At 46.8% G+C, this 26,383-nt stretch carries 24 protein-coding genes and 1 CRISPR repeat array (1 of these 25 cut by a window edge); of the genes, 22 read left to right on the top strand and 2 right to left on the bottom strand.

Features of this window, described 5'->3' with window-relative positions; translation table 11 throughout:
- Window positions 1-563: direct repeats of the CRISPR family, unit length 32 nt; unit sequence GTCGTTCCCCACGAGGGAACGTGGATTGAAAT (it extends 1,178 nt beyond the left edge of the window).
- Between the two features lie 216 nt (window positions 564-779).
- The 13 genes from rimP to LI091_RS11780 all read left to right on the top strand — a co-directional run bounded on the left by rimP (window position 780) and on the right by LI091_RS11780 (window position 12,740).
- The gene (gene rimP, locus LI091_RS11720; RefSeq protein WP_021650312.1) at window positions 780-1,244 is read left to right on the top strand and encodes a ribosome maturation factor RimP; all 465 of its coding nucleotides are present in this window, start codon (window positions 780-782) and stop codon (window positions 1,242-1,244) included.
- Window positions 1,245-1,285: 41 nt separating this feature from the next.
- A complete protein-coding gene (nusA, locus tag LI091_RS11725; protein ID WP_059085213.1) occupies window positions 1,286-2,479 on the top strand; it encodes a transcription termination factor NusA in 1,194 nt (397 codons plus the stop codon).
- Window positions 2,479-2,757 (top strand): RNase P modulator RnpM, encoded by a 279-nt coding sequence (gene rnpM / locus LI091_RS11730; protein WP_015525795.1) that lies wholly within the window; start codon window positions 2,479-2,481, stop codon window positions 2,755-2,757. Before nusA ends, rnpM begins: the two co-directional genes overlap by 1 nt.
- Window positions 2,744-3,061, top strand: a complete 318-nt coding sequence (locus LI091_RS11735; protein ID WP_021650310.1) for a L7Ae/L30e/S12e/Gadd45 family ribosomal protein — start codon at window positions 2,744-2,746, stop codon at window positions 3,059-3,061. Before rnpM ends, LI091_RS11735 begins: the two co-directional genes overlap by 14 nt.
- A 42-nt stretch (window positions 3,062-3,103) precedes the next feature.
- Window positions 3,104-5,797, top strand: coding sequence for a translation initiation factor IF-2 (gene infB / locus LI091_RS11740; protein ID WP_015525796.1), 2,694 nt, complete (start codon window positions 3,104-3,106; stop codon window positions 5,795-5,797).
- 12 nt (window positions 5,798-5,809) lie between these two features.
- Complete coding sequence (gene rbfA / locus LI091_RS11745; protein ID WP_015525797.1) at window positions 5,810-6,178, top strand: 30S ribosome-binding factor RbfA; 369 nt, start codon at window positions 5,810-5,812, stop codon at window positions 6,176-6,178.
- A gap of 9 nt (window positions 6,179-6,187) precedes the next feature.
- A complete protein-coding gene (locus LI091_RS11750) occupies window positions 6,188-7,144 on the top strand; it encodes a DHH family phosphoesterase (protein WP_022426620.1) in 957 nt (318 codons plus the stop codon).
- Between the two features lie 7 nt (window positions 7,145-7,151).
- Window positions 7,152-8,042 (top strand): tRNA pseudouridine(55) synthase TruB, encoded by an 891-nt coding sequence (truB, locus tag LI091_RS11755; RefSeq protein ID WP_370816446.1) that lies wholly within the window; start codon window positions 7,152-7,154, stop codon window positions 8,040-8,042.
- Between the two features lie 34 nt (window positions 8,043-8,076).
- A complete protein-coding gene (locus LI091_RS11760) occupies window positions 8,077-8,976 on the top strand; it encodes a bifunctional riboflavin kinase/FAD synthetase (protein WP_118625419.1) in 900 nt (299 codons plus the stop codon).
- Between the two features lie 155 nt (window positions 8,977-9,131).
- A complete protein-coding gene (gene rpsO / locus LI091_RS11765; protein ID WP_015525801.1) occupies window positions 9,132-9,398 on the top strand; it encodes a 30S ribosomal protein S15 in 267 nt (88 codons plus the stop codon).
- A gap of 197 nt (window positions 9,399-9,595) precedes the next feature.
- On the top strand, window positions 9,596-11,689 hold the full coding sequence (locus LI091_RS11770) for a polyribonucleotide nucleotidyltransferase (protein WP_114001447.1): 2,094 nt from the start codon (window positions 9,596-9,598) through the stop codon (window positions 11,687-11,689).
- Between the two features lie 3 nt (window positions 11,690-11,692).
- Window positions 11,693-12,184, top strand: coding sequence for an anaerobic ribonucleoside-triphosphate reductase activating protein (gene nrdG, locus LI091_RS11775; RefSeq protein WP_044961222.1), 492 nt, complete (start codon window positions 11,693-11,695; stop codon window positions 12,182-12,184).
- A gap of 43 nt (window positions 12,185-12,227) precedes the next feature.
- Entirely contained in the window at window positions 12,228-12,740 is a 513-nt protein-coding gene (locus tag LI091_RS11780) for a deoxyuridine 5'-triphosphate nucleotidohydrolase (RefSeq protein WP_174095713.1), read from the top strand.
- A 94-nt stretch (window positions 12,741-12,834) separates the two neighbouring features.
- Here the strand turns inward: LI091_RS11780 and LI091_RS11785 are convergent, their stop codons facing one another.
- Window positions 12,835-13,209, bottom strand: coding sequence for a DUF1292 domain-containing protein (locus LI091_RS11785; RefSeq protein WP_015525805.1), 375 nt, complete (start codon window positions 13,207-13,209; stop codon window positions 12,835-12,837).
- 200 nt (window positions 13,210-13,409) lie between these two features.
- Here LI091_RS11785 and LI091_RS11790 point away from each other — a divergent pair, with 200 nt between their 5' ends.
- From LI091_RS11790 to LI091_RS11825, 8 genes are all read left to right on the top strand, one after another.
- Window positions 13,410-14,165 (top strand): exodeoxyribonuclease III, encoded by a 756-nt coding sequence (locus LI091_RS11790; RefSeq protein ID WP_178004229.1) that lies wholly within the window; start codon window positions 13,410-13,412, stop codon window positions 14,163-14,165.
- Between the two features lie 62 nt (window positions 14,166-14,227).
- Window positions 14,228-16,153 carry a Type II secretory pathway, pullulanase PulA and related glycosidase gene (locus LI091_RS11795; RefSeq protein WP_265191179.1) on the top strand — a complete coding sequence of 642 codons (1,926 nt, stop codon included), beginning with the start codon at window positions 14,228-14,230 and terminating at the stop codon, window positions 16,151-16,153.
- Window positions 16,104-16,697, top strand: a complete 594-nt coding sequence (locus LI091_RS11800; protein ID WP_021977109.1) for a DUF5662 family protein — start codon at window positions 16,104-16,106, stop codon at window positions 16,695-16,697. The genes LI091_RS11795 and LI091_RS11800 overlap by 50 nt, the downstream gene beginning before the upstream one ends.
- 57 nt (window positions 16,698-16,754) lie before the next feature.
- Window positions 16,755-17,333 (top strand): DUF6553 family protein, encoded by a 579-nt coding sequence (locus tag LI091_RS11805; protein ID WP_173740827.1) that lies wholly within the window; start codon window positions 16,755-16,757, stop codon window positions 17,331-17,333.
- Between the two features lie 141 nt (window positions 17,334-17,474).
- The gene (locus LI091_RS11810; RefSeq protein ID WP_265191180.1) at window positions 17,475-20,396 is read left to right on the top strand and encodes an insulinase family protein; all 2,922 of its coding nucleotides are present in this window, start codon (window positions 17,475-17,477) and stop codon (window positions 20,394-20,396) included.
- Window positions 20,397-20,464: 68 nt separating this feature from the next.
- The gene (era, locus tag LI091_RS11815) at window positions 20,465-21,373 is read left to right on the top strand and encodes a GTPase Era (RefSeq protein ID WP_015525809.1); all 909 of its coding nucleotides are present in this window, start codon (window positions 20,465-20,467) and stop codon (window positions 21,371-21,373) included.
- Between the two features lie 2 nt (window positions 21,374-21,375).
- A complete protein-coding gene (gene recO / locus LI091_RS11820) occupies window positions 21,376-22,134 on the top strand; it encodes a DNA repair protein RecO (protein ID WP_092069364.1) in 759 nt (252 codons plus the stop codon).
- A gap of 193 nt (window positions 22,135-22,327) precedes the next feature.
- Window positions 22,328-23,722, top strand: a complete 1,395-nt coding sequence (locus LI091_RS11825) for a glycine--tRNA ligase (protein WP_015525811.1) — start codon at window positions 22,328-22,330, stop codon at window positions 23,720-23,722.
- Between the two features lie 31 nt (window positions 23,723-23,753).
- Here the strand turns inward: LI091_RS11825 and LI091_RS11830 are convergent, their stop codons facing one another.
- The gene (locus tag LI091_RS11830) at window positions 23,754-24,626 is read right to left on the bottom strand and encodes an AraC family transcriptional regulator (RefSeq protein ID WP_022426301.1); all 873 of its coding nucleotides are present in this window, start codon (window positions 24,624-24,626) and stop codon (window positions 23,754-23,756) included.
- 461 nt (window positions 24,627-25,087) lie between these two features.
- Between LI091_RS11830 and LI091_RS11835 the strand changes: the two genes are divergently transcribed.
- On the top strand, window positions 25,088-26,383 hold the full coding sequence (locus LI091_RS11835; protein ID WP_015525814.1) for an ABC transporter substrate-binding protein: 1,296 nt from the start codon (window positions 25,088-25,090) through the stop codon (window positions 26,381-26,383).

Genomic DNA, 26,383 nt, shown 5'->3' on the forward strand with positions numbered 1-26,383 from the left:
ATCCCGGGTCGTTCCCCACGAGGGAACGTGGATTGAAATTGAACATAATCAACTTCTGCATGTCGGTGTATAGTCGTTCCCCACGAGGGAACGTGGATTGAAATCGCTTACTCCACGAGTTACAGTATACTGCCACCGTCGTTCCCCACGAGGGAACGTGGATTGAAATTATCACAGGTCAGCAGAAAAGTTGTGGTACATGTGTCGTTCCCCACGAGGGAACGTGGATTGAGATCATAGTAAATGGTATTTGTAATAGGGCTAACACCGTCGTTCCCCACGAGGGAAAGTGGATTGAAATTCTGTCTTTGCGGTGATCTCGTGCGGATCCGGAAGTCGTTCCCCACGAGGGAACGTGGATTGAAATGGAAAAGAAGCAATGTCTGGGATGCTTGCTATCGTCGTTCCCCACGAGGGAAAGTGGATTGAAATGAGTGTAGAAGATAGTGATAGCCTGGTTGATGATGTCGTTCCCCACGAGGGAACGTGGATTGAAATATCAACGCAAAGAGATTCGTGGAGATTGAAAGGGTCGTTCCCCACGCGGGAACGTGAATTGAAATAACAAAGAGGAAATCAAACGGTGTGGTACATGGGACATTCCCTATGCGGGGACAAAAACCGGAAATCGCAATTAATACTTGCATTTAACAGACATTGGTGTTACAATGAACGAAACTAAGAACTTGTTGGCATAGGAGTGGGCGAGAGCCCGCTCCTATTTGCTGAGAAGGAATTTGTTCAGAAATAGGCAGAAATAGGAAAGGCAGGTGGGAAGCATGAGCAGACGGGAAGAATATGAACAGAAGACAGAGGCGATCCTTACACCGATCGTGGAGTCCAGGGGCTTTGAGCTGGTAGACGTGGAGTATGTCAAGGAAGCCGGAACCTGGTATCTCAGAGGCTATATCGACAAGCCGGGCGGAATCACAGTCAATGACTGCGAGGACGTAAGCCGTGCATTCAGCGATATACTGGATGAGCAGGATTTCATCGAGGATAGCTACATTATGGAGATCAGTTCTCCGGGACTTGACCGGCCTCTTAAAAAAGAAAAAGACTTTAAGAGAAGCCTTGGCAAGCTGGTGGAGATCCGTACCTACCGGCCCATCGAGAAACAGAAAGAATTCTGCGGTATTTTAAATGCATATGATAGTAACAGTGTGACAATCGATGAAGACGGCACAGAACGTACCTTTGATAAAAAAGATATTGCCCTGATTCGTCTCGCGATCGAATTCTAAAAGAGAATCGAATCTGTAAAATTCAGGAGGAAAAAAGAAAAATGAGCAGAGATTTAAGAGATGCGCTGGACGTTCTCGAAAAAGAGAAAAACATCAGTAAGGATACACTGCTGGAGGCAATTGAGCAGTCACTGATCCAGGCATGTAAGAACCATTTCGGAAAGGCAGATAACGTTCACGTTATGATCGATCCGGAGACCTGTGACTTCAGTGTTTACGCTGACAGAACTGTTGTAGAGCATGTGGAGGATCCGGCGCTGGAGATTTCTCTGGTGGATGCACAGAAAACAAACACGAACGCAGAGATCGGTGATGTTATGAAGGTTGAGATCCAGTCCAAGGAATTCGGACGTATCGCAACCCAGAATGCAAAGAATGTCATTCTTCAGAAAATCCGTGAGGAAGAGCGTAAAGTTCTTTACGATCAGTACTATGGAATCGAAAAAGAAGTGGTAACCGGTATTGTTCAGAGAGTAATGGGCAAAAATGTCAGCATCAACCTTGGTAAGGCAGACGCAGTACTTACAGAGAACGAACAGGTAAAGGGTGAGACCTTCCAGCCAACTGAGCGAGTAAAAGTTTACATTCTTGAAGTTAAGGATACACCGAAGGGACCGCGTATCCTGGTTTCCAGAACACATCCCGGTCTTGTAAAGAGACTTTTCGAGTCCGAAGTTGCAGAGGTAAGAGACGGTACCGTTGAGATCAAGAGCATTGCCCGTGAGGCAGGCTCCCGTACCAAGATCGCTGTATGGAGCAACGATCCGGATGTAGATGCTGTGGGAGCATGCGTTGGTATGAACGGTGCACGTGTAGGTGCAGTTGTTAACGAGCTTCACGGTGAGAAGATCGATATCATCAACTGGGATGAGAACCCGGCGATCCTTATCGAGAATGCATTAAGCCCTGCAAAGGTTATCGCAGTTATGGCTGACCCGGATGAGAAGACCGCACTGGTCGTAGTTCCGGATTACCAGCTTTCCCTTGCTATCGGTAAGGAAGGACAGAACGCACGTCTTGCTGCAAGACTTACAGGCTTCAAGATCGACATCAAGAGCGAGACACAGGCAAGAGAGTCCGGTGACTTCTACGATGATTACGATGAGGAACACGAGGAAGCAGAGGAAGAAATGACAGAAGAGGCTGTTTCCGAAGAGCTTGAAGAAGCAGAGGAAGATACAGAAGAGACAGAAACAGAAGCTGAAGAAACAGCAGATGGAGATGCCGAAGAATAATGAAAACGAGAACCAAGATTCCCATGCGTCAGTGTACCGGCTGCAGGGAAATGAAAAGCAAAAAGGAAATGATACGAGTTCTCAGGACATCAGAGAATGAGATCATCCTGGACGCTACAGGTAAGAAAAACGGACGCGGCGCATACCTTTGTTTCTCAGAGGAATGCCTGGAAAAGGCTATCAAAAACCATGGCCTGGAGCGTTCCTTGAAAATGGCAGTTCCGGATGAAGTGTATCAGAACCTCAAAAAGGAGTTTGGATCAATTGAAAAACAATAAGGTTTTATCACTCATCGGACTTGCGACAAAAGCAGGAAAAACAGTGAGCGGAGAATTTTCCACAGAGAAATCCGTAAAAACAGGAAAAGGTTTCCTGGCACTGGTGGCAGATGATGCCTCCGAAAACACAAAAAAGAAATTTCGGAATATGTGTACCTATTATGAAGTTCCGTTATATTTCCTTTCAGACAAAGAGAGCCTGGGCAGAGCAATGGGCAAAGAATTCCGTGCCAGCCTTGCCGTGCAGGACGAAAATTTTGCAAAGGCGATCATGAAGGCGCTGGAAAAAGAATCCGGCAGATAACCTGCATGATACAGGCGTCTGTAAGGAGGTTTGACGATAGAAATGATAAAAGATAAATTCAACAGATCGGGAAAGGAGCAATATAGACAATTGGATACTCCAAAAACAGAAGAAAAGACAACAACGGTGAATACAGAGGGTAACAAATCTGAAGCACCGAAAAAGAAAAAAAATATCATCCGTGTATTTCATGCACAGAATGCCAGCGATGGCGGTAAAGGAAGAAGAAAACCGGCAGCAGGCGAGAGAAAGGGACCGGCACGTCCACAGAACGGCGGTCAGAGAAGCGCAGGAGCAAACACACGAAACGGTGAGTCCGGTGAGCAGAGAAACGGTCAGAGTGGCCAGAATCGTACTCAGGGCGGAAGACCGCAGGGCAACCGTCCGGAAGGAAGAAGAGACGGAAATCGTGACGGAAGAACCTTCGAGGGAAGAAGAGACGGCGGAAATCGTTTTGGCGGAAATCGTTCCCAGAATGGTGAGGGACGTCCGGCAAGACAGGGCGAGGGAAACAGAGGCCCACGTCAGAATGACGGAAGAGGCGGAAGCCGTTTCGGCGGTGGAGCAAACCGTGGCCAGGGAGGTCAGGGCGGAAGCTTTGAAGGAAGAAGAGACGGAGGAAACCGTTTCGGCGGTGGAGCAAACCGTGGCCAGGGAGGCCAGGGCGGACGTTCCGAAGGCGGAAGAGGCGGAGACAACCGTTTCAGCGGAGCAAACCGTGGTGGCCAGGGCGGCGGACAGCGTCCGGGACAGAGAAGAAGCGGTGGCTCTTCAGATGCTGTATTCACTCCGGAGCTGACCAAGACATCCAAGGACAGCAAGCGTGAGCGTGACAGAGAGAATAAGAACAAGAAGAAAGAATTCGAGAAAGGTACCCAGGGCGGACGCAGACCAAATCAGGGCGGACGCAGACCGAATTCCAGAATCCCGAAAGCACTTCAGAAACCGAATCCACAGCCGAAGCAGGAAGAGAAGAAACCGGAGATCAAGGAGATCACCATTCCGGAGAAGCTTACTATCCGTGAGCTTGCGGACGCAATGAAGATGCAGCCGTCAGTGATCGTTAAGAAGCTTTTCATGGAAGGTGTCATGGTAACCGTAAACCAGGAGATCGACTTTGAAAAGGCAGAGGAGATCGCACTTGGCTTTGATATCATTGCTGAGAAGGAAGAAAAGGTGGATGTGATCGCAGAGCTCCTCAAAGAGGACGAAGAGGATGAGGATGATATGGTTCCGAGACCTCCGGTAGTCTGTGTTATGGGTCACGTTGACCATGGTAAAACATCTCTTCTGGATGCCATCCGTAATACAAACGTAACCAGAGGCGAGGCCGGCGGAATCACACAGCACATCGGTGCTTACGTGGTAAATATCAAAGGTCAGAAGATCACATTCCTGGATACACCGGGACATGAGGCGTTCACAGCTATGCGTATGCGTGGTGCCAACGCTACAGATATCGCAGTTCTGGTCGTTGCCGCAGACGATGGTGTAATGCCGCAGACAGTAGAGGCGATCAGCCATGCAAAGGCAGCCGGTGTTGAGATCATCGTTGCCATCAATAAGATCGATAAACCAAGTGCAAATGTAGAGCGTGTAAAACAGGAGCTTTCCGAGTATGAACTGATTCCTGAGGACTGGGGCGGAAGCACCATCTTTGTTCCGGTATCCGCACATACAGGAGAAGGAATTGAGAATCTTCTTGAGATGATTCTTCTTACTGCTGAGGTTTCCGAGCTCAAAGCCAATCCGAACCGTGAGGCAAGAGGTCTTGTTATTGAGGCTCAGCTTGATAAAGGTAAAGGACCGGTTGCTACCATCCTTGTTCAGAAGGGTACTCTTCATGTGGGAGACTTTATTGCCGCAGGTGCATGCAATGGTAAGGTACGTGCAATGATGGATGATAAGGGACGTCGTGTAAAAGAGGCAGGTCCGTCTACTCCGGTTGAGATCCTCGGACTTGGTGATGTTCCTAATGCAGGTGAGATCTTGATGTCCTTTGAGAGCGATAAAGAAGCCAAGAACTTTGCAGGCGCATTCGTTACAGAGAACAAGAGCCGTCTTCTCGAGGAGACCAAAGGCAAGCTTTCTCTGGATAACCTGTTTGACCAGATCCAGGCCAGCGATCTTAAGGAGCTTCCGATCATCGTCAAGGCCGATGTACAGGGATCTGTTGAGGCTGTAAAACAGAGTCTTACCAAGCTTTCCAACGAGGAAGTTATCGTTAAGGTGATCCATGGTGGTGTAGGTGCCATCAATGAGTCTGATGTCAGCCTTGCTGCAACATCCAATGCGATCATCATCGGCTTTAATGTACGTCCGGATACTACAGCAAAACAGCTTGCTGAGCAGGAGGGCGTTGACCTTCGACTTTATAAAGTCATTTATCAGGCGATCGAGGATGTAGAGGCAGCTATGAAGGGTATGCTGGATCCTGTATTCGAGGAGAAGGTTATCGGTCACGCAGAGGTTCGTCAGCTGTTCAAGGCCTCCGGTGTCGGAACCATCGCAGGAAGCTATGTGCTGGATGGTACATTCCAGCGTAACTGTAAGGTTCGTATCACACGAGGTGAGGACCAGATCTTCGAGGGTGAGCTTGCATCTCTGAAGAGATTTAAGGATGATGTCAAGGAAGTTCGTGCCGGATATGAGTGCGGTCTTGTATTTAATGACTTTAATGATGTCAAAGAAGAAGATAAAGTCGAAGCATATATCATGGTAGAGGTACCAAGATAGGAGTGATTCGTAATGAGAAAAAACAGCATTAAAAATACACGTGTGAATGGTGCAGTTCAAAAAGAACTCAGCACCATCATACACAGCGAGATCAAGGACCCCAGAATTCATCCGATGACTTCTGTGACAGCTGTTGAGGTGGCACCGGATCTTAAGACCTGCAAAGCTTACATCAGTGTGCTGGGCGAGAAACAGGCCAAGGATTCCACCCTCCGGGGCTTAAAGAATGCAGAGGGCTATGTTCGGAGAGAACTGGCCAGAAGACTGAATCTCCGCAATACACCGGAGATCCGTTTTGTTCTGGATGAGTCTATTGAATATGGTGTAAATATGTCAAAGAAGATCAATGACGTAATGAGTGGGATGGAAACAGAGGAATAGGTGGAAAAAATGAAAAACATTTCAGAAATACTGGAAAATGTAAAAACCGTTGGCATTGGCGGTCACATCCGTCCGGATGGGGACTGCATTGGTTCCTGTATGGCTCTGTATCTCTATATCCGGAAATATTTTCCTGATATAGAAGCAGATGTTTATCTGGAAGACCGGAAACCTGTATTTGATTACATTGACAGAATGGATGAGGTTAAGACAGAAGCAGAAGAAGATAAGGTGTATGATCTTTTTATCACCTGTGATGTCAGCGCACTGGACAGGCTTGCTGTTGCTCGGAAATATTTCGATGCAGCAAAAAAGACAGCCTGCATTGATCATCATGTGAGCAATAACGGATTTGCGGATGTCAATCATGTAAGAGGCGAGATCAGCTCTGCCAGCGAAGTTCTTTACGGACTTCTGGATTCAGACAAGATCGATCGTTCTATTGCGGTTCCTATTTATACAGGAATGGCACATGATACCGGCGTGTTCCAGTATTCTTCCACAACACCGGAAACCATGAGGATCGCCGGAGAACTGATGAAAACAGGATTTGATTTCAGCAGGATCATCGATGAGTCCTTTTACCAGAAAACATATCTTCAGAATCAGGTCATGGGACGTGTCCTGGCAGAGAGTATTCTCCTTCAGGGCGGTAAGTGTGTGGTCGGATATCTGAAAAAACGGGAGATGGATTTCTACAGTGTGGAAGGAAAGGATCTGGAGGGAATCGTGAGCCAGCTCCGTCTGACTGCTGGTGTGGAGGTTGCGATCTTTATCTATGAGATGCAGACGCAGCTCTTTAAGGTATCTCTCCGTTCCAATGGTAAGGTGGATGTAAGCAAGATTGCCGTATTTTTCGGAGGCGGCGGACATGTGCGTGCAGCCGGCTGTGATATGCAGGGCTCCATGTACGATGTGATCAATAACCTTACTGCTGAAATTGAAAAACAGCTTGCAGAGGAGTAAAGATAAGATCATGGACGGAATACTTGTGATCCGAAAGGAAAAAGGTTATACCTCTCATGATGTTGTTGCAAAGCTGCGTGGGATTCTCCACATGAAAAAGATTGGCCATACTGGGACTCTGGATCCGGCAGCAGAGGGAGTACTTCCTGTTGCACTGGGCAAGGGGACCCGGCTGGTGGAGCTTCTTACAGAAAAAGAAAAAACATATGAGGCGGTTTTAAGGCTGGGAGTTTCCACAGATACCCAGGACATGACCGGAGCTGTTCTTTCTGAGAAACCTGTTACCGTCACGGAAGAGGAAGTCCGTGAGGCAGTGGGATCCTTTGTGGGAGAACAGCAGCAGGTCCCTCCTATGTATTCGGCCCTGAAGGTAAACGGAAAGAAGCTTTATGAACTGGCCAGAGAAGGAAAAACCATAGAGCGTAAGCCGCGCCCTGTGGTTTTTTATGAGATAAGGATACTGGATATGGAGCTTCCGCTGGTACGCATAAGCGTTACCTGCAGCAAGGGCACCTATATCCGTACACTTTGCAATGACATCGGAGAAAAATTAGGCTGCGGCGGAGCCATGGAAGAGCTGCTTCGGACCAGGTCCGGAAATTTCACTCTGGAAGAGAGCATGACACTTTCCCAGGTGGAGGAAGCGGTTGCCGATGGGACCATCGGGGAAAAGCTTGTTTCCATCGAGGATGTACTTTCCATGTATCCGGTCCTTACCTGTACACCGGAGGGAGACAGACTTCTCAATAACGGAAACCCGCTTCCGGAAGAACTGGTACAGGGAGGCAGCAGGGAAGAAAAAGTCCGGATGTATAAAAGCAGCGGAAATTTCACAGGAATATACGGCTGGGATGAAAGAAAACAGAAATACGTACCCATCCGCATGTTTTTTGTATGACATTTTATAAAAACTTGCAGGAGCAGCAGAAGATATGGAATACTTGAAGATCGACGGAGAATTTCCGCGCCTTTCAAAGAGTGCGGTGACACTTGGAAAATTTGACGGCATACACCGTGGACACCAGAAACTGGTGGAGAAGATCCTGGAACAGAAAGAAAAAGGTCTGCAGACAGTCCTTTTTTCTCTTGGCATCGGCAGTCAGATGATCTTTACAAAAGAGGAACGATGTCAGCTTCTTGAGAAAGCAGGCGTGGATGTGCTGATCGAATGTCCGCTGGATAACCGGATCCGTCATATGAAGGCGGAAACCTTTATTAAAGAAATCCTGGTGGGAGATCTTCAGGCGGAGCATGTTGCAGTGGGAGAAGATTTCAGGTTCGGGTATGAACGCAAGGGAACACCACAGCTTCTGGAGACTATGGGAAGGAAGCTTGGCTTTACTGTGGATGTTGTTCCGAAAGAAATGGAAGGCCGCAGAAAGATCAGCAGTACATTTATCCGTGAGGAACTGAAAAAGGGAAATATGGAAAAGGTTAATGATCTGCTGGGAATCCCCTTTTTTGTGGACGGTGTGATCGAACATGGAAGAGGAATGGGACATAAGGTCCTTCTTCCCACTACCAATATCGTTCCTGCAAAAGAAAAGCTGATGCCGCCAAATGGCGTTTATGATACCGTGTCCCATTTTAAGGACAGAACCCTTTGCGGGATCACAAACGTAGGATATAAACCAACCATCGGAGAGAAATTCCTGGGTGTTGAGACCTATCTTTTTGACTGCGAGGAGGATCTGTACGGAGAGCCCTGCAGAGTGGAATTCTTTCATTATTCCAGACCGGAGAAGCGCTTTTCGTCCATAGAAGCACTAAAGCAGCAGCTCCTGAAGGATGCAGAAAAGGGAAAGGCTTATTTCCGCAGTCTCGAAAAATAAAAACTTTCGGGAAAAACTTTTCGAAAAAACAGTTTACAGGTCAGAAACCGTGTGCTATACTGTTCGAGGTGAAAAAAGCCAGTATTCAGAAGCCGGAGACTCCGACCACTTCTTAATACCCGGCGTTTAATTAAAATTTCAAGGAGGAAACAACAATGATTTCTAAAGAGAAGAAAACAGCGATCATGAAAGAGTATGCAAGAACAGAGGGTGACACAGGTTCACCGGAGGTTCAGGTTGCAGTTCTTACAGCAAGAATCCAGGAGCTCACAGAGCATCTTAAAACACACCACAAAGATCATCATTCCAGAAGAGGTCTTCTGAAAATGGTAGGTCAGAGACGTGGCCTTCTTGCTTATCTTAAGAAAACAGACATCGAAAGATACCGTGCACTGATTGAGAAATTAGGTTTAAGAAAATAATTGCTACGGGAGGGGCGGATGATTCCATCCGCCCCATTTTAACATGTGTGATAAACACAGACGGAATTACCGCAGGAGTGATTTCCGAGACTACTGAAAAGCCCATTTCCGGTCGAGATCTTTTTCAAAGGAAGTGGTCTTTTCAGTTGTTTCGGGCTCCTGTCAGATATTAATATAATAAGAAAAGGAGAACGAATATGTACAAAAGTTATTCCATGGAACTTGCAGGAAGAACACTGACTGTAGATATCGGACGTGTAGCGAAACAGGCCAATGGTGCTGCTCTTATGCACTACGGTGATACTACGGTCCTTGCTACTGCTACCGCATCCAAAGAGCCAAGAGAAGGGATCGATTTCTTCCCGTTAAGCGTTGAGTATGAGGAGAAAATGTACGCAGTAGGAAAGATCCCGGGAGGATTCAACAAGAGAGAGGGTAAGGCAAGCGAACATGCGATCCTTACATCCCGTGTTATCGACCGCCCAATGCGTCCACTGTTCCCGAAGGATTACAGAAATGACGTAACACTGGTAGACATGGTTATGTCTGTTGATCCGGAGTGCAATCCGGAGATCCCGGCTATGCTTGGTTCTTCCATTGCAACCTGTATTTCTGATATCCCATTTGACGGCCCATGTGCAACCACACAGGTTGGCATGATCGACGGCGAGTTCATCATCAACCCGACACTTGCACAGAAGGCAGTTTCTGACCTTCAGCTTACCGTAGCTTCCACAAGAGAGAAAGTTATCATGATCGAGGCCGGAGCCAACGAGATTCCGGAAGACAAGATGATCGAAGCCATCTACAAGGCTCACGAAGTAAACCAGGAGATCATTAAATTCATCGACCAGATCGTAGCTGAGTGCGGAAAAGAGAAACATTCCTACGAGTCCTGTGCAGTACCGCAGGAACTCTTTGATGAGATCAAGAAGATCGTTCCTCCGGAAGAGATGGAGGTTGCCGTATTCTCCGATGACAAACAGACACGTGAGAATAATATCAGCGAGATCACAGACAAGCTGAAAGAAGCTTTTGCAGATAACGAAGAGTGGCTTGCCGTTCTCGGTGAGGCTGTATATCAGTACCAGAAGAAGACTGTCCGCAAGATGATCCTCAAAGATCACAAACGTCCGGACGGCCGTGAGATCAGACAGATCCGTCCGCTGGCTGCGGAGACAGACATTATCCCGAGAGTTCACGGTTCTGCCATGTTCACAAGAGGACAGACTCAGATCTGTACCGTTACCACACTGGCTCCTCTTACAGAGGCACAGCGTCTTGACGGACTGGATGAGTTTGAGACATCCAAGAGATATATGCATCACTACAACTTCCCGTCCTACTCCGTAGGTGAGACAAAACCTTCCAGAGGACCGGGACGCCGTGAGATCGGCCACGGAGCACTTGCTGAGAGAGCACTGGTACCGGTACTTCCTACAGAAGAGGAGTTCCCGTATGCAATCCGTACCGTATCTGAGACATTTGAGTCCAACGGTTCCACATCCCAGGCAAGTATCTGTGCATCTACCATGTCACTGATGGCTGCCGGTGTACCGATCAAGAAACCGGTTGCAGGTATTTCCTGTGGACTTGTTACAGGTGAAACAGACGATGATTACATCGTTCTTACAGATATCCAGGGCCTTGAGGACTTCTTCGGAGATATGGATTTCAAGGTAGCCGGAACACATGACGGAATCACAGCGATCCAGATGGATATCAAGATCCATGGTCTTACAAGACCGATCGTTGAGGAGGCGATCCGCAGGACAAAAGAGGCAAGAGAATATATCCTGACAGAAGTTATGGAGAAATGTATCGACAAGCCTCGTACAAGCGTTGGTGAGTTTGCTCCGAAGATCATCCAGATCCAGATCGACCCGCAGAAGATCGGTGATGTAGTCGGACAGAGAGGAAAGACCATCAACACGATCATCGAGCGTACAGGTGTGAAGATCGACATCACAGATGACGGCGCAGTTTCCATTTGCGGAACAGACCAGAAGGGTATGGATGAAGCAAAACGTATGATCGAGATCATCACTACCGAGTTTGAGGCAGGACAGATCTTTACAGGACGCGTAGTCAGCATCAAAGAGTTTGGTGCGTTCCTTGAGTTTGCACCGGGCAAGGAGGGAATGGTACACATTTCCAAGATCTCCAAACAGAGGATCAACCGTGTTGAGGATGTTCTCACACTTGGCGACAAAGTTAAGGTTATCTGCCTTGGCAAGGACAAGATGGGAAGAATCAGCTTCAGCATGAAGGATGTACCGGAAGAAGCATAAATGATGAGATATCACAATATTACCAAGGACGATATGTTAAACGGAGACGGACTTCGTGTAGTACTCTGGGTGGCCGGCTGTTCACACGGCTGCCGGGAGTGCCAGAATCCAATTACCTGGGATCCAAACGGAGGTCTCCCATTTACGGACAGCGAGCGAGCTGAGATATTTGCAGAGCTGGACAAGGATTATATCAGCGGGATCACATTCTCAGGAGGAGATCCTCTGCATCCTTCCAATATCGCTGAGGTAACAGCTCTTGCAAGAGAGATCAGAGAGAAGTATCCGGATAAGACCATCTGGCTGTATACCGGTTCTCTCTGGGAAGAGATCCAGCAGTACGAGATCATCCATTATCTGGATGTATGCGTGGACGGGGAATTTCAGGTGGACAAGAAAGAGGTTCGTCTGAAATGGAAAGGCTCCTCAAATCAGAGGGTGATCGATGTACAGGCGTCACTTCGTGAGAACCGTGTGGTTCTGTACACGGAGTGATCAGAGGTTTTTTTGAAATTACCTATTGGGAGTGGAACGAAAAATGAAAAGAATTGCGAAATTTCACAAGGTAAGTTTTGAACAGTTTGCAAAGGACTGGAAGGATACCTTTGAACAGTATTCAGAAGAGGAGCTCCGGAATATCTACGACAGTCTGAAGCTTCCGAAGAGAGCTACGACCGGAAGTGCAGGATATGATTTTTATGCACCTGTGGATGTGACCATGAAGCCGGGTGAGATCGTAAAGATACCAACCGGTATCCGCGTAGAGATGGAAGAGGGCTGGGTCCTGAAATGTTATCCGAGAAGCGGACTGGGATTTAAATTCCGGCTGCAGCTCAATAACACAGTGGGAATCATTGACAGCGATTATTTCTTTTCCGACAACGAAGGTCATATCTTTGCCAAGCTGACTAACGATACAAGAGAAGATAAAACGATCCAGATCCCGGCAGGAACCGGTTTTATGCAGGGGATCTTTGTGGAATACGGAATCACCGTGGATGACGATGCAGATGCAGTAAGAAACGGCGGCTTCGGAAGTACCACAAAATAAAACAAAAGCCCGGAAGGCGGAGGTGTGAAGACCACATACATCCGATTTTCCGGGCTTGTTTTGTGTAGTTACTGCTTTCCGATAAATGCACTGTTTAGCTGAGAGGTGCGTCTGCCTCCTCGTCTGCACGTGCTTTTTCCACGACTGCGTTAAAGGCATTTGCGGCAGCGTCGTACTCTTCATCATCTTCAATGTTTGCCAGCATCGGATCGCCGTCTGCTGTGCGGGAGAAGCTGTAGAGATAAACCTCACCGGTCTCATTCTGGCCGTTCTCATCCAGTGGGAGAAGTGCGATATATTCTTTGTTCTCTACAGGGAAAATAGTAAGGATGGCACATTCTACCTCAGTATCATCATCCATAGTCAGGGTGATGGTATGATGTGCTTCATCTACCTTGCTTTCGCAGTTAGCTGTGCAGGAAGCGCAGTCGCTTGGTGCACATCCGCTTTTGTTAAATTCATCACTCATAAAAAAATCCTCCGTTCTGCTGCTGCCTGTAAATAAGAGGGCAGCTCTGCATGATATAGAGAACATTTTAACAGATATGACGTAGAACAGCAACAAAATATTTGAGAGCCTGAGAAAACTTTCAAAATATTTTTTGCTTAATCCGACAATGTGAGATATAATAAAAATATGACGAAAAAATGAGGAGAAAATATAAAAATATGAAATTTATTTCCTGGAATGTAAATGGGATCCGGGCCTGTATCACCAAGGGCTTTGAGGAACGCTTTCATGAGCTGGATGCGGATATTTTCTGTCTGCAGGAGACGAAATGCCAGCAGGGACAGGTAAAGCTGGAACTTCCCGGATATCATCAGTACTGGAACTACGCAAACCGCAGAGGCTATTCAGGTACAGCCATTTTTACGAAGAGGGAGCCATTGTCTGCGGCTTACGGGATCGGGATAGAGGAGCATGATAAAGAAGGACGTGTCATCACACTGGAATTCGAAGAGTATTATTTTGTGACTGTATATACTCCCAACTCCCAGAGCGAGCTCCGCCGTTTGGAATACCGTATGAAATGGGAAGAGGATTTTTTAGCTTATCTTCTGAAACTGCAGGAGAAGAAACCGGTGATCTGTTGTGGCGACCTTAATGTGGCACATCAGGAGATCGATCTCAAGAATCCGAAGACCAACCGCAAAAATGCAGGCTTTACTGATGAAGAGAGAGCCTGCTTTACCAGAGCCCTTGAGAGTGGCTTTATTGATACATTCCGCTATTTTTATCCGGATAAAGAGGGCGTTTACTCCTGGTGGTCCTACCGTTTCCGTGCACGAGAGAAGAACGCCGGCTGGCGTATCGACTATTTCCTTGTTTCCCCTTCCCTGAAAGAAAAGCTTCAGGATGCGAAGATCCACGGAGAGATCATGGGATCCGATCATTGCCCGGTTGAGCTGGATATTGATCTGTGACGGATCCGGCGAAAAGGATTTCTATGGATTTGAATAATAAAAAGAGAAAAGGAGGAGTTGCCTTGGCAAGCCGCAGATTAGGTCGAGTGGAGAAAGGTCAGCCGCTGATACTTGGAGCCAACAAAATGGAGGGCGGTTATAATTTTGCAGTGGAGGCATCGGAAGATTCCGAAGTGTCCCTGCTTTTATATAAAAAAAGAGGAACTGCCGCACCGGTGGAGATCGTTTTTCCGAAGGATTTCCATACAGGACGTGTGTGGGCGCTGAAGCTGTGCAGTGCTTCTCTGAAGGAGTTTGAATATAATTATAAAATAGACGGTGAGATCGTGCAGGATCCGTATGCATACGGACTTCACGGGAGAGCGCATTTCGGAGTACCTTACGATCCGGAAAAGGAGGTCCGCTGTCGCTTCCTTAATGAGAATGTTTCCGGCTGGGAAAATGAAACTGCACCGGCAGTAGAATATGAAAATATGATCCTGTACAAGCTTCATGTCCGTGGTTATACGAAGCTTGCCAGAAAGATGGTTTCCCATAAGGGGACTTTTCTTGGCCTGGCAGAGATGATCCCTTACTGGAAAGAACTTGGGATCAATGCCATTGAACTGATGCCTGCCTATGAATTCTGTGAGGTTCCGATCAGTAAACCGAAGGAAGGCAGTGAACACATCAAGACCCGCCGAAAAGAAAATGTAGTGAATTACTGGGGCTATGCATCCGGCTTTTATTTCAGCCCGAAGAGTGCTTACTGCAGCACCAGAGAACCGGAGCAGGAATTTCTGTATATGATCCGGGAGCTGCACAAGAACGGCATTGCCTGTATCATGGAATTCTATTTTCCGGAGGAAACAGACAGCCTGATGGCTCTTCGAGCTTTGCAGTTCTGGAGAGATTTTTACCATGTAGATGGATTTCATGTGCTGGGAGAGGGCTTTAACCGGGAGATGCTTCTTCGGGATGGAATCCTTTCCGGAGCAAAACTGATCTTCCAGGGCTTTGATTTTGATCATTTTTACAGAGGAAAGTTTCCGGCCAGACGTTGCGGAGCGGAGAGCAATATGAATTTTCTCCAGGATATGCGCCGTTTCCTGAAAAGCGATGAAGGTATGGTGGAGGCTGCAGCATGGCATATCCGTCATAACAGCGAGAATCATGGAGTGATCAATTACATGGTCTGCCAGGACGGATTTACCATGAATGACCTGGTGAGCTACAATTATAAACATAACGAGGCCAATGACGAAGGCAATCAGGACGGAAGCAGCTATAATTATTCCTGGAACTGCGGCGTGGAAGGCCCTACCCGTAAGGTTTCCGTCCGTCAGATGAGGGAGCGCCAGATCAAAAATGCCTTTCTGATGATGCTGCTGAGCCAGGGTGTTCCCATGATCTATCACGGCGATGAATTCGGCAATTCCCAGAGCGGAAACAATAATGCCTACTGTCAGGATAATGCTACCGGCTGGACAGACTGGAAGGGCCTTTCCAGAAACCAGGGACTGAGGGAATTTGTAAAGGATGCCATTGCTTTTCGTAAGGCCCATCCCGTTCTTCATATGCCGGTGGAACTGAAAGGGGTAGATTATCTGACCAAGGGGTTCCCGGATGTGTCTCTTCACGGGGAACGTGCCTGGTATCTGAGCTATGAGAATACCAGCAGGCTTCTTGGTATGATGTACTACGGAGCCTATGCAAGGGAAAAAGAGGATCTGGAGGCTGCAGAGGATGATTTTATTTACATCGGCTATAATTTCCACTGGGAAAACCGGAGCCTTGCTCTGCCCAATATCCCGGAAGGCATGTGCTGGAAAAAAATCGCAGATACCTCTCTTCACGGAACAGGATTCCATCTGGAGGAGGAAGAAGAATATAAAAAATCAATCGAAATAGGCCCCCGCGCCATTGTGGTATTGCTGGGCAGACAGGAGGCGGAGAAAGATGCGATCATGGCACCCGTGGCTGCACTTCAGGACCATCACGAGGCATAAGCTTCTGGTGATGAAATATTGTTTTCGTATCGGGTTATATAAGCAGGGGTTGCTTCATGACCTGTCCAAATATTCCCCGACGGAATTTCTGGTAGGCTGTAAATATTATCAGGGGACAAGAAGCCCCAACAACGCAGAACGTGAGGCAACCGGCGTATCCATGTCTTGGCTGCACCATAAGGGAAGAAACAGACACCATTTTGAACATTGGGTAGACTATTCCCTTGACGGTGAGCATGTGATCATGGGAGCCAGAATGCCCAGAAAATATGTGGCGGAAATGGTCATGGACCGGATCAGTGCATCCAGAAACTATCTGGGAGAGGAATATACCTATCATGAACCATTGCAGTATTTTCTGAAAAGCAAGGAGAAGCTGTGGTTTATCCACCCACAGACAAAGAAAGAGCTGGAGGGACTTCTCCGGATCCTGGATAAATACGGAGAGGATAAGACCCTGTGGTATATCCGCAATGTATATCTATGTGATAACCGCGGAAAAAAAGTGAAAAGCCCTGGGAAAAAGCTTCGAAATCACAGATAGGGGTGTATTTTTGGCAGGTTGTCTGATATAATATTCAGATATCAGGAGGAAGAATGAATGGATACACCAACAATTGCGAAATACTATAGAGAGAAAGATCCCATGGAGCGTCTGAAGCTTCTGGAGCAGTCCATTGCAGCAGGAGAAGAACCAGAAGAAAACAGGATCCGCAGGGAACTCTGGGAGATCCGTTACAGCGATAAAGCTGAGACTGGTGATACCAGGGCAGACGGTTATCTCGGTCTCTGGATGACCATGGAGTTTAACCGGAATTCCGCTTCCAGATTCTTTGGTACAAGAAGTGCGAAGAAAGAGATAGGCAAGTATCTTAAGAAGCTGAAATTTCAGGAGCTCCAGGAAAGGGGCGGCCTTTATGAGGAGCTTCTTTACCGGGAATGCTGTCATCTGGTTCTGGTCTACATGGATCTCTGTCAGACAGATAAATCCTATAACACAACGATTTTCGGCCTGATCCACATCAAGGAGGACAGTGCGAAGGCCAAGGTCCAGAGAGACATCAGGGAAACAGCTGTGGAGCTTCCGGCTAATCTTGGAATGGAAGCTGAGCTTGGAATCATCACAAGAGCTGCCAGAGAAATCTACAGGCAGTATTATCCCAACGAAGGAAACATTTAGGAGGCCGGAGCGCTTCCGTTTCAGGCTGTCTGACTACTCAGGCAGCCTTTTGTTGCCATGCATCCGATAAAATATTCTGAGATTTTTTGAACGAAGATCCATGTCGGGTGTGAAGAGAAACATTCAGGAGGTTACTATTTTATGAATCCCAATCATCTGAAAGCATATGAAGTCCTGAAGGAAGAGGAGCTTCAGGATATTCATTCAAAAGGATGGCTTCTGAGACACAAAAAAACAGGAGCCAGAGTGATGCTCATCGAGAATAGTGATGAGAATAAGGTTTTTAACATTGCATTCCGTACACCGCCGAAAAACAGCACAGGTGTTGCTCATATATTGGAACACAGCGTACTGTGCGGCTCCAGGGAATTTCCGCTGAAGGATCCTTTTGTGGAACTGGTAAAAGGTTCTCTTAATACCTTCCTTAATGCCATGACCTATCCGGATAAGACCTGCTACCCGGTAGCAAGCTGTAATGACCGGGATTTCCAGAATCTGATGCATGTATATCTGGATGCGGTATTCTATCCGAATATTTACAAAAAAGAGGAGATTTTCCGCCAGGAAGGCTGGAACTATCATCTGGAGCAGAAAGAGGGACCGCTGAAGTACAACGGTGTTGTTTACAATGAAATGAAAGGTGCTTTTTCCTCACCGGACGATGTTCTGGAGAGAGAGATCATGAATTCTCTGTTCCCGGATACCACCTATGGCTGTGAGTCCGGCGGAGATCCGGTAAATATCCCGGATCTCAGTTACGAGGAATTTCTGGATTTTCACAGACAATATTATCATCCGTCCAACAGTTTTATCTATCTCTATGGAAACATGGATATGGAGGAGAAACTGGAGTTTATTGACAGCCATTATTTGTCTGCTTTTGATTCCCTTACTATTGATTCCGAGATCCGGGATCAGGAAGCTTTTGCCCAGGTAAAAGATATCCGGAAAAATTATCCGGTATCAGAGGACGAAGGAGAAGAGGATAACACCTATCTTTCCTACAATATGGTTGTGGGCGAGGCAGCAGATATCAACTTAAGTCTTGCTTTCGAGGTTCTGGATTACGCACTTTTAAGCGCACCTGGTGCACCGCTGAAGCAGGCACTTCTGGATGCAAAGATCGGCAAAGATATCTATGGTTCTTTTGAGGATGGCATCAAACAGACCTATTTCTCCATCGTGGCAAAGGGAGCCAACTTAAGCCAGAAAGAGGAATTTGTCAAAGTGATCCGTGACACCCTCACAAAGATCGCAGAGGAAGGCATCGACAAAAAGGCGGTAACAGCCGGAATCAATTACTATGAATTCCGTTTCCGTGAAGCAGACTTCTCTTCCTATCCGAAGGGGCTGATGTATGGCCTGGATATTTTAAGCAGCTGGCTTTATGACGATACGAAACCGTTCTGCGAAGTACAGCTTCTTGAGGGATTTGAGTTCCTCAAAAAAGCTCTGGAAGAGGGATATTTCGAGGAGCTGATCCGGAAATATCTTCTGGGCAACACTCATGGTGCGATCCTTTCCCTGGTACCGGAGAAGGGCCTTGCAGCAAAGAGGGATAAGGAACTGGAAGAAAAGCTGGAGAATTACAGAAAGAGCCTTTCTGATGAAGAGCTTACCCGGATGGTAGAGAATACCAAAGCGCTGGAGGCTTATCAGGAAGCGGAGGAAGCTCCGGAAGCGCTGACCTGCATCCCCATGCTCTCCAGAGAAGACATCAAAAAAGAGGTCACAGGGCTGACAAACGAGGAGCACCATGTGGAGGACAGCTTGTTTCTGTATCATGATGTGTGCACCAATGGTATCGGTTATGCGGATCTTCTTTTTGAGATCCATGACTTTGATGTTGATACAGTCCATTATCTGGGACTTCTGAAATCTGTGCTTGGTGCAGTGGATACGGAGAATTACACGTATGGCGAGCTGTTTAATGAAGTGAATGCGAGAACCGGCGGTATTGCCTATGGGATAGAGGTTTTTGATGATGCCCAGGATACCGATGCATTCCGTGCTATGTTTGCCGTAAGAGGAAAAGCGTTATATCCGGAGATGGATTTCATGTTTTCCATGATTCGGGAGGTTCTTACAACTTCGAAGCTGGATGACACCAAACGTCTCTACGAGATCATTGCCAGAGTGAGATCCAGAGCCCAGGCCAGCCTTGCAAGTGCAGGCCATTCCACCGCCGTTCTCCGTGGTGCTTCCTACGCATCTCCGATGGCGGCATTCCAGGATGAGATGGCAGGAATCGGATATTATCAGTTTATCGAAAAACTGGAGAAGGATTTTGACAGCTGCAAGGATGAGATCGTGAAAAATCTCCGTAAGGTGATGGAAAAGGTCCTTCGCCCGGAGAATTTCTGTGTAAGCTATACCGGAGAGAGAGAATCTCTGGATGTAGTAAAAGCACAGGCTGCCGGGATCAAAAAAGTCTTGTTTAACGGACAGAAGCCGGAGTCTGTGAAGCAGGCCCCCTGCATAAAGAAAAACGAAGCCTTCAAGACCTCCGGCCAGGTCCAGTATGTGGCACAGAACGGAAACTTCCGCAAAAAAGGCCTGGAGTATACCGGTGCACTGGAGATCCTGAAAGTGATCTTAAGCTACGATTATCTCTGGATCAACCTTCGTGTAAAGGGTGGAGCGTATGGCTGCATGAGTGGCTTTAAGAGAAACGGAGAGAGCTTCCTGGTATCCTACCGTGACCCCCATCTAAAGAGAACCCTGGAAGTATACCAGGGAGTGCCGGATTATATCCGTGCCTTTGAGGCAGACGAGCGTGAGATGACAAAATATATCATCGGAACGATCAGCAACAAGGATGTGCCGAGAACTCCGCAGATGCAGGGAAGTATCTCAAAAACCGCATATTTCTCCAATGTTACAGAGGATATGCTCCAGAAGGAAAGAAATCAGATCCTCGGAGCGCAGAAGGAGGATATCCAGAAACTGGCAGCTCTTGTAGAAGCAGTACTTTCCGATGATCAGATCTGCGTAGTAGGAAGTGAGACTGCAATAGAGAAGGCGGAAGATGTATTCATGGAAGTGAAGCCACTGATCGGCTGAGGAGAAACAAAGCCTGCTGTCCGTTAAATGGGATAGCAGGCTGTGAAAGGATTATGAGAGGATAAAGAATGGATAATAATTTTAGATCAGGCTTTGTTGCGATCATCGGAAGACCGAATGTTGGAAAATCCACGCTGATGAACCATCTTATCGGACAGAAGATCGCCATCACATCAAACAAGCCACAGACAACCAGAAACAAGATACAGACTGTGTATACCTGTGATGAGGGACAGATCGTATTTTTGGACACACCGGGTATCCACAAGGCAAAAAACAAGCTTGGAGAATACATGGTACAGGTTGCGGAGAGAACCCTGAAGGAAGTAGATGCCATTATGTGGCTGGTGGAGCCATCCACATTCGTAGGTGCGGGAGAGCGCCACATTGCCGAGCAGCTGCAGAAGGTTGGAGTTCCAGTGATTCTCATCATCAACAAGATCGATACGGTAAAAAAAGAAGAGCTTCTTCCTGCGATCGATACCTACCGTAAGATCTGTGATTTTGCAGAGATCATTCCTTGCTCTGCCCTCCGCGGAAAAAACACACAGGATATCATTCCAAGTATTTTCAAATATCTTCCGTACGGACCGATGTTCTATGATGAAGATACAGTTACCGACCAGCCTCAGCGCCAGATCGCCGCAGAGATCATCCGTGAGAAGGCTCTGCATGCACTGGATGAGGAGATCCCTCACGGAATCGCCGTTGCCATCGACCGGATGAAGAAACGTCCGGGAAGAAGCAACATCATAGATATTGATGCGACCATCATCTGCGAGCGTAATTCCCACAAAGGCATCATCATCGGAAAACAGGGTGCCATGCTGAAAAAGATCGGAAGCAATGCCCGCTATGAGCTGGAGCGTATGCTGGAAGCAAAGGTAAACCTAAAGCTCTGGGTCAAGGTGACTAAGAACTGGAGAGACAGTGATTTCCTGATCAAGAACTTTGGATATGATAAGAAAGAAATCTGAAAATGAGTGATCTGATTACCGTACAGGGAGTGGTACTTTCTGCCATGCCGGTAGGGGATTATGACAAGCGGATCGTCCTTCTCACAAGAGAGAGGGGGAAGATCTCCGCTTTTGCCAAGGGAGCGAGACGGCAGAACAGTCCGTTCATGGCAGCAGCTAACCCGTTTGTATTCGGAAGCTTTACTCTTTATGAGGGAAGGACAAGCTATAATCTGAACCAGGTCAGCGTGCAACATCATTTTGTGGAGCTGGCCACCCGGCAGCCGGGGGTTTACTATGGATATTATTTTCTGGAGCTGGCAGATTATTTTGGCAAAGAGGGAACGGATGAGAAGGAGATGATGAATCTTCTCTATGTGACCATCAAAGCCATTTTGAATCCTCATATAGAAGACCGGCTGGTGCGCTGTATCTATGAACTGCGGACTATGGTGATCCAGGGCGTGATGCCGCAGCTGTTCCAGTGTGCGGGCTGCGGGAGAGAGCTTATGGAGGAAGAAACCGGAGAACTTTTTTTCTCCCAGGACGAGCATGGGATCCTGTGTGCGGACTGCAGTAGGATGGCCATGGACAGGAAACGGATCTCAGCGGCTGCCCTGTATGCCATGCGCTACATAGCCGTGTCCCCCCTGGCAAAGCTGTATACGTTTACAGTGCGGGATGATGTGCTGCGGGAACTGGAACGCCACATTTACCGGTATACGGAGCTGAATACAGACAAGCGGTTTAAAAGTCTGGAGATCCTGGAATTGATGAGATAGATCACTGCCGGCTGCGGAATAACCGTAACGATTTATTTTTCAAAAGCAGGACAGGATGCAATGCAAATGGAAATATCCTTGAAAAATCATGAGGATACTAGTATAATAAGACCAAAAATGTAAAAAAGCAGCTTTTTCCGGAGCTTTCCGGACGCATTTGGCGGAACAGCTGCAAGTCAAGAGGAGAGAAATCATGGAAAAGACAATGGAAAAGATCGTAGCTCTTGCAAAAGCCAGAGGATTTGTTTACCCGGGTTCCGAGATCTACGGCGGCCTGGCAAACACATGGGATTATGGAAATCTCGGTGTAGAGCTTAAAAATAACGTAAAACGTGCATGGTGGCAGAAATTCATTCAGGAGTCTCCGTACAATGTAGGTGTTGACTGTGCGATCCTTATGAACCCGCAGACATGGATCGCTTCCGGACATCTTGGCGGATTTTCTGATCCTCTTATGGACTGTAAAGAGTGCCACGAGCGTTTCCGTGCAGATAAGCTCATTGAGGACTTTTGTGCAGAGCATGACATTGCCATTGAGGGAAGCGTAGATGCATGGTCCCAGGAGAAGATGATGGACTTCATCAAAGAACACGAGGTAGGATGTCCGAGCTGTGGTAAACACAACTTCACAGATATCCGTCAGTTCAACCTGATGTTCAAGACATTCCAGGGTGTTACCGAAGATGCCAAGAATACTGTATATTTAAGACCGGAGACTGCACAGGGTATTTTCGTAAACTTCAAGAACGTACAGAGAACATCCCGTAAAAAGATCCCGTTTGGTATCGGCCAGATCGGTAAATCCTTCCGTAACGAGATCACACCGGGTAACTTCACATTCCGTACCCGTGAGTTCGAGCAGATGGAGCTTGAGTTCTTCTGCGAGCCGGATACAGATCTTGAGTGGTTTGCATACTGGAAGAAGTTCTGCCTTGACTGGCTGAGTGCTCTCGGACTTAAGGATGATGAGGTTCGTTACCGTGATCATGATAAGGAAGAGCTGAGCTTCTACAGCAAGGCTACCACAGATGTGGAATTCCTTTTCCCATTCGGATGGGGCGAGCTCTGGGGAATCGCTGACAGAACAGATTATGACCTGACACAGCATCAGAATGTATCCGGCCAGGATCTCACATACTTCGACGATGAGAAGAAACAGAAATATATCCCATACGTTATCGAGCCATCACTTGGAGCAGACCGTATGGTACTTGCTTTCCTCTGCAGCGCTTACGATGAGGAAGTTCTGGATGCAGAGAAGAACGATGTCCGTACAGTCCTTCATTTCCATCCGGTACTTGCACCGGTTAAGATCGGTGTGCTTCCGCTTTCCAAGAAGCTTAACGAGGGTGCTGAGAAGATCTACCAGCAGCTTTCCAAGAAGTACAACTGTGAGTACGATGACCGTGGAAATATCGGTAAACGTTACCGCAGACAGGATGAGATCGGTACTCCGTTCTGTATCACTTATGACTTCGAGTCTGAGAATGACGGTGCAGTTACAGTCCGTGACCGTGACACTATGGAGCAGGTACGTGTGAAGATCGATGAGCTTGATGCATACTTTGCTGATAAATTTACATTTTAAGTAAATATATTTTTTAATAAAAAACCTCCGGTTATTTTCTGGCCGGAGGCTTTTTTTCAATAAGTCTGTTTTTCATCCGCCAGTTTCTTGGCGACATTCCATATACATTTTTGAAAGCCCGGGAAAAATGCAGCTGATTGGGATATCCGACTGCATTTCCGATATCTGCGATAGACAGGGCTGTGATCTTAAGAAGTTCTGCAGCTTTGGTCATGCGATAGCTGATCAGGAATTCCTGGGGAGAACGTCCGATGGTGTCGTGGAAGATCTTACCGAAGTAGCTTCGGTTCAGGCCGCAGCAGGCTGCGATATCCTCAATGGAAATATCATTCTGGAAATTCTGTTCAATAAAAGAGAGCGCCTCCTTGATATAAAAATCACGGATACTTCCATCCTGTTTCATGCGGACAGTTTCAGTAGAGCGCATAAAGTAATCCAGAAAAAGCCAGGTATGTCCGATAAGATGAAAGGGTGATTCCTGGGAATTATGGCTGATATAAAGCATTTCCTCCATCATTTTCTGGCGGAGATCTGCAGAGTGGCTGTGATAGACCGGATGGTCCGGACTTAAACCTGCAGTTTCCACGATCTCTTTTGCCCGGAGCCCGTCAAATTCCACCCAGGTGTACTCCCATGGAAAGTCGGTATCTGCAATGTAGGTGTTGATCTGACCGGGAAAAAGCATGAAACCCTGGCCGCTTTTTACCTGATAGGTGATGGTCTCTCCTGCGGAATTGTCTGCCATCAGAGTTCCGGTACCGGAGATCACATAATGAAAAATATAATGGTTTCGTGCTGCCGGGCCGAATGAATGTGCCGGAGCGCAGTGCTCCCAGCCGTATTGGTATAGTCCGATATCAACAAAGTTTTCATTTGGAAAAACGGAGAAGAGAAGGTCATTCATATTTTTATCCTTTAGGCGTATGATTTTGTCTGGTTTCAGTAACATTATATATTAAAACAGCAGGGAACTTCAACATATGTATAAAAATGCAATTACAAAAACAGCCTGTAAAATATACTAAAAAGAGAAGGATAATCGATAAAACTTTGTGAGAAAATTAAGTTTCTCGAGAAACTTGTTGATTTTCGATAAATTCGGAATATACTAATTTTAGATAAAAGTAGTGATATAGGTGTAAAATATATCAAAATGCTAGATGACTTTAATGAAGACAGAGAAAAATTGTATTTTGGTATAAAACAAGAAAAACACTGCTATTTATGCAAGCATAAAGCTATGTTAAAATAGCTTTCAGAAAAAAGAAACCAGAGAATAAGTATTGGAGAACCCGGATAACCATATCAGTTAAATGGGTGATATCCGACTTATCAAATAAAAGGAAAAGGAAGGAGCATTACAAGATGCGCAACAGAAGTAAATGGATCCTCTGTATGGGACTTGCCTTTACCATGGCAGCTTCCGTTACATTGAGCGGATGCGGCACAGGTAAAAAGGACAGCGGAAAGACAGAGATCGAACTTGTGCAGTATAAACCGGAAGCGGTTAAGGCATTTGAAAAACTGGAAGAAAAATTCAATGCCACTCATGATGATATCCATCTTACCATCGAATCACCAAACGATGCTATGACTGTATTGAAGACAAGATTTATCCGTGAGGATAATCCGGATATCATTGGAATCGGAGGCGATGTTAACTTTTCCAATTTTATTGATTCTGATATGCTGATGGATATTTCCGATTATCAGGGACTGGATTCGATCAAAGATGCATATAAAGAAATTGATAAAGCGCTGGAATTCGTTCCGGAAGACGGAGTCTATGCGGTTCCTTACGTGGCCAATGCCGCCGGAATCCTTTACAATCGTGAGCTTTTCAAGGAGCATGGCTGGCAGATCCCGACTACATGGGATGAATTTATGAGCCTTTGCCAGGAAATTCAGGATGCAGGTATCCAGCCGCTTTATTTCGGATTTAAAGATACCTGGACCTGTCTTGCACCGTGGAATTCTATTGCGGTAGATCTTGCACCAGCCGATGTATGCCGCCAGGTAAACCAGGGAAACACTACTTTTGCAAAAGAGTATAAGGAAGTAGCAGACCGTATGCTGGAGCTTATCCAGTATGGACCGGATGATCCCTTTGCCTATGATTACAATGGAGCCTGCACCGCTTTTGCAAAAGGGGAGGCCGCCATGTATCCCATCGGAAGCTATGCGATCCCGCAGATCCAGAGTGTAAATCCGGATATGGATATTGATTCTTTTGTAACACCGGCAAGCAATGATCCGTCAGAAAACAAACTGAATTCCGGAGTTGACCTTCAGTTCTGTGTGATGGATGACTGTGAGAATAAGGAAGCTGCATATGAAGTGCTGGATTTCCTTCTTGAGGATGAGAATATACAGACATATCTGGATGACCAGAAGGCAGTTCCCTGTAAAGAGGGTGATTTCACACTTCCCTCTACGCTGGATGGTATGAAGGAATACATAGAAGAGGGAAGGATGGCCGACTACCAGGATCATTATTATCCTACAGAGATGGCTGTGGATGCACAGATCCAGACCTTCCTGATGAAAAAGGATAAAGATGCATTCCTGAAAAAATTTGATACAGACTGGACAAGATATAACCGTGACATTATCCGTAAAGTACAGGACTATGAGGAGAAGAACGGGGAAGGAGAGAACTGA

The sequence above is a fragment of the Blautia sp. MSK20_18 genome, from assembly GCF_020553125.1.
Taxonomy (GTDB): domain Bacteria; phylum Bacillota; class Clostridia; order Lachnospirales; family Lachnospiraceae; genus Blautia_A; species Blautia_A fusiformis.